Annotated in this window: 6 protein-coding genes and 2 tRNA genes; all 8 read left to right on the top strand. The window is 56.7% G+C overall.

The annotated features are described in order from the left end of the window. Positions 1-87 precede the first annotated feature (87 nt). The 8 genes from D8U60_RS17640 (at position 88) to D8U60_RS17675 (ending at position 9,242) form a co-directional block, all read left to right on the top strand. Positions 88-172, top strand: a tRNA-Leu gene (locus D8U60_RS17640). Positions 173-249: 77 nt separating this feature from the next. Further along, positions 250-325 (top strand) — tRNA-His (locus D8U60_RS17645). A 401-nt stretch (positions 326-726) separates the two neighbouring features. Then, positions 727-2,037 (top strand): trigger factor, encoded by a 1,311-nt coding sequence (gene tig, locus D8U60_RS17650; protein ID WP_016775337.1) that lies wholly within the window; start codon positions 727-729, stop codon positions 2,035-2,037. A gap of 92 nt (positions 2,038-2,129) precedes the next feature. Then, positions 2,130-2,765: an ATP-dependent Clp endopeptidase proteolytic subunit ClpP gene (clpP, locus tag D8U60_RS17655; RefSeq protein ID WP_016775336.1), complete on the top strand. Its 636-nt coding sequence runs from the start codon at positions 2,130-2,132 to the stop codon at positions 2,763-2,765. Between the two features lie 112 nt (positions 2,766-2,877). Further along, positions 2,878-4,161, top strand: a complete 1,284-nt coding sequence (gene clpX, locus D8U60_RS17660) for an ATP-dependent Clp protease ATP-binding subunit ClpX (protein WP_016775335.1) — start codon at positions 2,878-2,880, stop codon at positions 4,159-4,161. A gap of 163 nt (positions 4,162-4,324) precedes the next feature. After that, a complete protein-coding gene (gene lon, locus D8U60_RS17665; RefSeq protein WP_016775334.1) occupies positions 4,325-6,721 on the top strand; it encodes an endopeptidase La in 2,397 nt (798 codons plus the stop codon). Between the two features lie 149 nt (positions 6,722-6,870). After that, positions 6,871-7,143: an HU family DNA-binding protein gene (locus D8U60_RS17670; RefSeq protein WP_016775333.1), complete on the top strand. Its 273-nt coding sequence runs from the start codon at positions 6,871-6,873 to the stop codon at positions 7,141-7,143. 227 nt (positions 7,144-7,370) lie between these two features. Further along, positions 7,371-9,242: a SurA N-terminal domain-containing protein gene (locus D8U60_RS17675; RefSeq protein WP_130900600.1), complete on the top strand. Its 1,872-nt coding sequence runs from the start codon at positions 7,371-7,373 to the stop codon at positions 9,240-9,242. The last annotated feature ends 239 nt before the right edge of the window (positions 9,243-9,481 follow it).

Raw genomic sequence — 9,481 nt, forward strand, 5'->3', positions numbered from 1 at the left:
TCGTGGGTTCGATCCCCATCGTCCACCCCATATTTCGAAAGGCGCCAGATTTAACGGTCTGGCGCCTTTGCTTTAAAAGCTTCATCCGCGGATGTGGTGGAATTGGTAGACACACTGGATTTAGGTTCCAGCGCCGCGAGGCGTAAGAGTTCGAGTCTCTTCATCCGCACCAAATAAAGCTTCATCTGTGCCTCGGGCCTGATGAAGTTTCGACAAAGAAGTTGTTTGGCTTTTTTGTTACGCAATATGGTGGGCGTAGCTCAGTTGGTAGAGCACGGGATTGTGACTCCCGTTGTCGTGGGTTCGATCCCCATCGTCCACCCCATATTTCGAAAGGCGCCAGATTTAACAGTCTGGCGCCTTTTTTGTTTTAGCGGTTTCGAAATCCGGCCATGGCCGATTTCGAAGCGCAGGGCAGGGCACTTCATCGCTTTCAAAGGATCGGATGACGCTGAACTGCTCGTCGTTCCGGTTTTGCCGGAACGTCTGTCGGGGCGGATTTGATAGTTGCTTCTATATATAGAAGCGTTGCTGCAGAGCCCTGACGTGATCGCTTGTATTCGCCAGTGGAGTGCACGGCATTCGTGCGGCGCTCCCTATAAATTGCCTGCTGTTTTTTTACCCGTTTCCAGTAGGGTGACTTCTTGAGTTTGACCCACTAGAATGCATGCCCTTGATTCTGGGGTCGGAAACGGCCGGCTAACGTCTGTGCAACGAGGAATATCCATGCAAGTTTCTGTTGAAAATACTACTGCTCTCGAGCGCCGCATGAGCGTCACCGTGCCGGCAGAGCGCATCGAGACTCAGGTCAACAAGCGTCTGCAGCAGACTGCCCAAAAGGCCAAAATTGCTGGCTTCCGTCCAGGCAAAGTGCCAATGAGCGAAATCAAGCGCCGTTTCGGTGCTGATGCGCGTCAGGAAGCGGTAGGCGACGTCATCCAGTCTTCCTTCTACGAAGCTGTGGTCGAGCAGAAGCTCAACCCTGCCGGTTCGCCTTCGATCGAGCCAAAGTCGCTCGAAGCGGGCAAGGATCTGGAATACGTTGCTGTATTCGAAGTCTTCCCTGAGTTCACCGTTGCTGGCTTCGAAGGCATCACCGTTGAGCGTCTGAGCGCTGAAGTGGCTGACGCTGACCTGGACAAGATGCTCGACATCCTGCGCAAACAGAACACCCGTTTCGAAGTGGCCGACCGTGCCGCGCAGAACGAAGACCAGCTGAACATCGATTTCGTTGGCAAGGTTGACGGCGAAGTGTTCGCTGGCGGCTCCGCCAAGGGTACTCAGCTGGTACTGGGTTCCGGCCGCATGATCCCGGGCTTCGAAGAAGGCCTGGTTGGCGCTAAGGCTGGCGAAGAGCGCGTTCTGAACCTGACCTTCCCTGAGGACTATCAGAACCTGGACCTGGCTGGAAAAACCGCCGAGTTCACCGTGACCGTCAACACTGTGTCCGAGCCTAAGCTGCCTGAGCTGAACGAAGAGTTCTTCGCTCAATTCGGCATCAAGGAAAGCGGCATCGACGGTTTCCGCACCGAAGTTCGCAAGAACATGGAGCGTGAACTGCGTCAGGCGATCAAATCCAAGGTCAAGAATCAGGTAATGGACGGTCTGCTGGCCACCAACCCGATCGAAGTGCCAAAGGCTCTGCTGTCCAACGAAGTTGACCGTCTGCGCGTGCAGGCTGTTCAGCAGTTCGGCGGCAACATCAAGCCAGACCAACTGCCGGCCGAGCTGTTCGAAGAGCAAGCCAAGCGCCGCGTCGTGCTGGGCCTGATCGTTGCTGAAGTGGTCAAGCAGTTCGATCTGAAGCCTGATGAAGCTCGCGTTCGCGAAATGATTCAGGAAATGGCTTCCGCTTACCAGGAGCCAGAGCAGGTCGTGTCGTGGTACTACAAAAACGAGCAGCAACTGAACGAAGTGCGTTCGGTTGTGCTGGAAGAACAAGTTGTGGATACTGTTCTGCAGAAAGCTAGTGTGACCGACAAATCGGTCTCCTACGAAGAAGCAGTCAAGCCGGTAGAAGCTCCAGCAGCCGACTGATTGATTTTGCGTTAGAAGTGCACACCATAAGCCAGCTCTCGAGCTGGCTTATGCGTATTCAAGACATAACTATTTGGGAGCGACTGCAGAGCATGTTCCGTAATTCTTATATTCAGCAGAACTCTGATATCCAGGCCGCCGGCGGCCTGGTCCCGATGGTTGTCGAGCAGTCCGCTCGTGGCGAACGCGCCTACGACATCTACTCGCGCCTGCTCAAGGAGCGAGTGATCTTTCTGGTGGGCCCGGTAGAGGACTACATGGCCAACCTGATCTGTGCGCAACTGCTGTTCCTTGAAGCGGAAAACCCGGACAAGGACATCCATCTGTACATCAACTCGCCGGGCGGTTCGGTGACTGCCGGCATGTCGATCTACGACACCATGCAGTTCATCAAGCCGAACGTATCGACCACCTGCATCGGTCAGGCCTGCAGCATGGGCGCATTCCTGCTCACCGCAGGTGCTCCGGGCAAGCGTTTCTGCCTGCCGAACTCGCGCGTGATGATTCACCAGCCACTGGGCGGTTTCCAGGGTCAGGCGTCGGACATCGAAATCCACGCCAAGGAAATCCTCTTCATCCGCGAGCGTCTGAACATGCTGATGGCCAAGCACAGCGGCCGTACTCTGGAAGAAATCGAGCGCGATACCAATCGCGACAACTTCATGAGTGCCGAAGCTGCGAAGGAATACGGCCTGATCGACGAAGTGATCAACCAGCGTCCAGCTTAATATAAGCAGCGCAAAACAGGCCTGATCGGCATGTCCGATCAGCGGCGGGCTTGAAAAAGCCCGCAATAGCCTTCATCTTGTGTTGCAAGCCTATCGGATTTGGATCGAACGAATGACTGACACCCGCAACGGCGAGGACAACGGCAAGCTGCTCTATTGCTCCTTCTGTGGCAAAAGCCAGCATGAAGTGCGCAAATTGATTGCCGGCCCCTCGGTCTTTATCTGCGACGAGTGCGTCGACCTGTGCAATGACATCATCCGCGAGGAGGTGCAGGAAGCACAGGCCGAAAGCAGCGCGCATAAATTGCCTTCGCCTAAAGAAATCAGCGGCATCCTTGACCAGTACGTCATTGGTCAGGAGCGTGCGAAAAAGGTTTTGGCCGTAGCGGTGTACAACCACTACAAGCGCCTGAACCAGCGTGACAAAAAGGCTGACGACGTCGAACTCGGCAAGAGCAACATCCTGCTGATCGGCCCGACAGGCTCCGGTAAAACCCTGCTGGCCGAAACACTGGCCCGCTTGCTGAACGTTCCGTTCACCATCGCTGACGCAACTACCCTCACCGAGGCAGGTTACGTGGGTGAAGATGTCGAGAACATCATTCAGAAGCTGCTGCAGAAGTGCGATTACGACGTAGAGAAAGCCCAGATGGGCATTGTCTACATCGACGAAATCGACAAGATTTCCCGCAAGTCCGACAACCCGTCGATCACCCGTGATGTTTCCGGTGAAGGCGTGCAGCAGGCCTTGCTCAAGTTGATCGAAGGCACGGTCGCTTCGGTACCGCCGCAAGGTGGCCGCAAGCATCCGCAGCAGGAGTTCCTGCAGGTCGACACCCGTAACATCCTGTTCATCTGCGGTGGTGCGTTCTCCGGCCTGGAAAAGGTCATTCAGAACCGTTCCACCAAAGGCGGCATCGGCTTCAACGCCGAAGTGCGCAGCAAGGAAGAGGGCAAGAAGGTTGGTGAATCCCTGCGTGAAGTCGAGCCTGACGATCTGGTCAAGTTCGGTCTGATCCCGGAATTCGTCGGTCGTCTGCCGGTCCTGGCGACACTGGACGAGCTCGACGAGGCTGCGCTGATGCAGATCCTCACCGAGCCGAAAAATGCTCTGACCAAACAGTATGCCAAGCTGTTCGAGATGGAAGGCGTGGATCTGGAATTCCGTTCCGACGCGCTGAAATCGGTCGCCAAGCGTGCCCTTGAACGTAAAACCGGTGCCCGTGGCCTGCGTTCGATTCTCGAAGGTGTGCTGCTCGACACGATGTATGAGATCCCCTCGCAGTCCGAGGTGAGCAAAGTCGTGATCGATGAAAGCGTGATCGAAGGCAAGTCCAAGCCACTGTATATCTACGAAAACAGTGAGCCGACGGCCAAGGCAGCGCCGGACGCGTAAGCGTTCACAGCGCCGCAACAAAGAAGGGGCCTTCGGGCCTCTTTTTTTTTAAGTCGTTTTTTACCTCCGCTTTGCGCTTGTTTTTTTTCGAGGCAGCCCCCATCTTGGTTTCAAGCTTAATTCCATCTGATTACGGCCATACGGCCGCCGTAGAGGCGAAATCATGAAGACAACCATCGAATTGCCTCTCCTGCCATTGCGTGATGTCGTGGTTTATCCGCACATGGTTATCCCGCTGTTCGTGGGGCGCGAGAAATCCATCGAAGCCCTCGAGGCTGCGATGACGGGTGACAAGCAGATTCTGCTGCTGGCCCAGCGAAACCCGGCTGACGATGATCCCGGTGAAGACGCTCTCTATCGCGTAGGTACAATTGCCACGGTTCTGCAACTGCTGAAGCTGCCTGACGGCACCGTCAAGGTTCTGGTCGAAGGCGAGCAGCGTGGTACTGTCGAGCGCTTCAGCGAAGTCGATGGCCATTGCCGCGCCGAAGTGTCTCTGATCGAAGAAGTCGACGCCGCCGAGCGCGAGTCGGAAGTCTTCGTGCGCACGCTGCTTTCGCAGTTCGAACAATACGTCCAGCTGGGCAAGAAGGTTCCGGCTGAAGTCCTGTCGTCGCTCAACAGCATCGATGAGCCGGGTCGTCTGGTCGACACCATGGCCGCGCACATGGCGCTGAAAATCGAGCAGAAGCAGGAAATCCTCGAGATCATCGATCTGTCGGCCCGTGTCGAGCACGTGCTGGCGCTGCTGGATGCTGAAATCGATCTGTTGCAGGTTGAAAAACGCATCCGCGGTCGCGTCAAGAAGCAGATGGAGCGCAGTCAGCGCGAGTACTACCTGAACGAGCAGATGAAGGCCATTCAGAAAGAACTCGGTGACGGCGACGAAGGCCACAACGAAATCGAAGAGCTGAAAAAGCGCATCGATGCTGCCGGCCTGCCGAAAGACGCGCTGGCCAAGGCGACTGCCGAGCTGAACAAGCTCAAGCAGATGTCGCCGATGTCGGCTGAAGCCACCGTGGTGCGTTCCTACATCGACTGGCTGGTGCAGGTGCCGTGGAAGGCGCAAAGCAAAGTACGTCTCGACCTGGCCCGTGCAGAAGACATTCTCGACGCCGATCACTACGGCCTCGAAGAGGTCAAGGAGCGCATCCTTGAATACCTCGCCGTGCAGAAGCGTGTAAAGAAAATCCGTGGCCCGGTGTTGTGCCTGGTCGGTCCACCAGGCGTGGGTAAAACCTCGCTGGCGGAATCGATTGCCCATGCCACCAACCGTAAATTCGTACGTATGGCCTTGGGCGGCGTGCGTGACGAAGCGGAAATTCGTGGTCACCGCCGGACTTACATCGGTTCGATGCCGGGTAGATTGATTCAAAAGATGACAAAAGTGGGCGTACGCAACCCGCTGTTCCTGCTCGATGAAATCGACAAGATGGGCAGCGACATGCGTGGCGACCCGGCGTCGGCGTTGCTGGAGGTGCTCGATCCCGAGCAGAACCACAACTTCAACGATCACTATCTGGAAGTCGATTACGACCTCTCGGATGTGATGTTCCTGTGCACCTCGAACTCGATGAACATCCCGCCAGCGCTGCTGGACCGGATGGAAGTCATCCGTCTGCCGGGTTACACCGAAGACGAGAAGATCAACATCGCCGTGAAATACCTCTCGCCGAAACAGATCGCCGCTAACGGTCTGAAGAAGGGCGAGCTGGAGTTCGACGAGGAAGCCATCCGCGACATCATCCGTTATTACACCCGTGAAGCGGGTGTGCGGGGCCTTGAGCGGCAGATCGCCAAGGTCTGCCGCAAGGCAGTGAAAGAGCATGCGCTGGAAAAACGCTTCTCGGTAAAAGTGACAGCTGATCTGCTCGAGCATTTCCTCGGCGTGCGCAAGTTCCGCTACGGCCTGGCCGAGCAGCAGGATCAGGTGGGGCAGGTGACTGGCCTGGCGTGGACTCAGGTTGGCGGCGAATTGCTGACCATCGAAGCCGCAGTGATTCCGGGTAAAGGGCAACTGATCAAGACCGGTTCGCTCGGTGATGTGATGGTCGAATCGATCACTGCCGCACAGACCGTTGTGCGCAGCCGCGCCAAGAGCCTGGGCATCCCGCTGGACTTCCACGAGAAGCGCGACACCCACATTCACATGCCGGAAGGTGCTACGCCGAAAGACGGCCCTAGCGCTGGCGTGGGCATGTGCACCGCGTTGGTCTCGGCATTGACCGGCATTCCGGTGCGCGCCGATGTCGCCATGACCGGTGAGATCACTTTGCGTGGTCAGGTGTTGGCAATTGGCGGTTTGAAAGAAAAACTGCTGGCGGCACATCGCGGCGGAATCAAGATTGTGATTATTCCGGAAGAAAACGTCCGCGATCTGAAGGAGATTCCTGACAATATCAAGCAGGATCTGCAGATCAAACCGGTTAAATGGATTGACGAGGTCCTGCAAATTGCGCTGCAATACGCGCCGGAGCCCTTGCCGGATGTGGCTCCGGAGATAGTTGCCAAGGACGAAAAACGCGAGTCTGATGCCAAGGAAAGAATTAGCACGCATTAATACGTTTTAGCCTGGGGGGCTTTCCTTGACAGCATTTTAGAGCCCTTGTTATAAAGCGGCTCTTAAGTGTCTGTAGGCCATTCAGCACTCGTTTTTGCTTTCACCAAAAAACTTAGAAACATCTCAAAATAGATATAAGGGGACTTAGAGTGAACAAGTCGGAACTGATTGATGCTATCGCTGCATCCGCTGATATCCCGAAAGCTGCTGCTGGCCGTGCGCTGGACGCTGTAATCGAATCCGTCACTGGCGCTCTGAAGGCTGGCGACTCCGTTGTTCTGGTTGGTTTCGGTACTTTCTCCGTGACTGACCGTCCGGCTCGTACCGGTCGCAACCCGCAAACCGGCAAGTCTCTGGAAATCCCGGCTGCCAAGAAGCCAGGTTTCAAAGCCGGTAAAGCGCTGAAAGAAGCTGTTAACTGAGTTTCCAGGTTTTTACCCATCCGGGTCGGGGTCAAGCCTGACTTGGCAGCGGAGCGGTAGAGCAGGTGGCTGAAAGAGCCACCTGTAACGCCGGGATCGAGGGTTCGAGCCCTGTCCGCTCCGCCAGTTACGAGAAGGCGCATCCTCGGATGCGCCTTTCTTCTATCCGGATTCTACCCACGCTCCACGGTTGCCTAAATTGAAGTTCAACCGTTTCTGGGGGACGCATGCTGCAGAATATCAGGGACAATTCACAAGGCTGGATTGCCAAGACCATTATCGGGGTCATCGTTGCACTGATGGCCCTGACCGGTTTCGATGCCATTTTCCAGGCCACGACTCACACGAACGAGGCGGCCAAGGTCAACGGTGACGAAATCAGCCAGAACGAGCTGAGCCAGGCCGTTGATATGCAACGCCGTCAGCTGATGCAACAGCTGGGCAAGGACTTCGATGCTTCCTTGCTCGACGAAAAGATGCTGCGCGAATCGGCGCTCAAAGGCCTGATCGACCGCAAGTTGCTGCTGCAAGGCGCCGAACAGGCGAAGTTCTCATTCTCCGAAGCCGCGCTGGATCAAGTGATCCTGCAGACGCCTGAATTCCAGGTCGATGGCAAGTTCAGCTCGGAGCGTTTCGACCAGGTGATCCGTCAACTGGGCTACAGCCGTATGCAGTTCCGCCAGATGCTGGCTCAGGAAATGCTCATCGGCCAATTGCGCGCAGGCGTGGCCGGCAGCGGTTTCGTCACCGACGCCGAAGTGCTGGCATTCGCCCGTCTGGAAAAACAGACCCGTGATTTCGCCACTCTGAACGTCAAGGCCAACCCGGCTGCGGTCAAGCTGACCGATGACGAGGTCAAGGCTTACTACGACGAGCACGCCAAGGAATTCATGACGCCGGACCAGGTGATCATCGATTACGTCGAGCTGAAGAAGTCGTCGTTCTTTGATCAGGTCGCAGTCAAGGATGAAGATCTTGAGGCGGCGTATCAGAAAGAGATCGCCAACCTGGCGGAACAGCGTCGTGCCGCGCACATCCTCATCGAAGTGAACGACAAGACTACCGAAGCGCAGGCCAAGGCGAAGATCGACGAAGTCCAGGCGCGTCTGGCCAAGGGCGAGAAGTTCGAAGCGCTGGCCAAGGAGTTCTCGCAGGACCCGGGTTCCGCCAACAATGGTGGTGACCTTGGTTATGCCGGTCCTGGCGTTTACGATCCGGCCTTCGAAAAGGCTCTGTACTCGCTGTCGAAAGACCAGGTGTCCGAGCCGATTCGTACCGACTTCGGTTATCACCTGATCAAGCTGTTGGGCGTGGAAGCGCCTGAAGTGCCGACCCTGGCCAGCCTGAAAGACAAGCTGACCCGCGAGCTGAAAGCCGCTCAGGTCGAGCAGCGTTTTGTTGAGGCGACCAAGCAACTGGAAGACTCGGCGTTCGAAGCCTCTGACCTGGCGCAGCCAGCAGCGGATCTGAAACTGACCGTGCACACTTCCAAGCCGTTCGGCCGTGAAGGTGGCGAAGGTGTTGCCGCCAACCGTGCCGTGGTCACTGCCGCGTTCAGCCCGGAAGTGATTGATGAAGGTGCCAACAGCACCGCCATCGAGCTGGACCCGGAAACCGTGATCGTGCTGCGTTCCAAGGAGCACCTGAAGCCTGCGCAACTGCCGCTGGAAAGTGTGAGCGCGGCGATCCGTACTCAACTGACCAAGGAGCACGCCAGTGCCGAGGCCAAGACCCGTGCCGAGAAGCTGATCGCTGATCTGCGCGACGGCAAGGTGCCGCTGGACAAGGCCATCGATGGCCAGAACTGGAAGATCACCGAAGCGGCCACCCGTGGTCAGGAAGGGGTTGAACCGGCTGTGCTGCAGGCACTGTTCCGTATGCCGAAGCCGGCTGCCAAGGACAAACCGACGTTCTCCAGCGTTACGTTGCCGGATGGCAGCCTGATGGTTGTGCGACTCAACGGTGTTAACGAAGCTGCCGCGCCTACTGATGAAGAGAAGGCGCAATATCGTCGCTTCCTGGCTTCCCGTGAAGGGCAGCAGGACTTTGCGGCGTATCGCAAGCAGTTGGAAGCTGAGGCGGAGATCGAGCGGTTCTGATCTTTTGACTGACGTTTGAAGGAGCCCCGGCCTGATGGTCGGGGCTTTTTTGTTTTTGGTGGCTTGGCGGCCTTTGGGCCGGCCATGCTCTGGGTGGTTTGGGTGAATATCCGTTTCTTCGGGTGCGGCAGCTGGCGGTTTCGCCCTTACGGCGAGGCACTTTTTCCAGACGCCGAAAAAGTACCCCAAAAGGCTTGCTCCTACGTTCGGCCCTCGCAGGCTCGGGTTCCTTCGCTGCG

It is taken from the genome of Pseudomonas sp. Sample_11, assembly GCF_004307505.1.
Taxonomy (GTDB): domain Bacteria; phylum Pseudomonadota; class Gammaproteobacteria; order Pseudomonadales; family Pseudomonadaceae; genus Aquipseudomonas; species Aquipseudomonas atacamensis.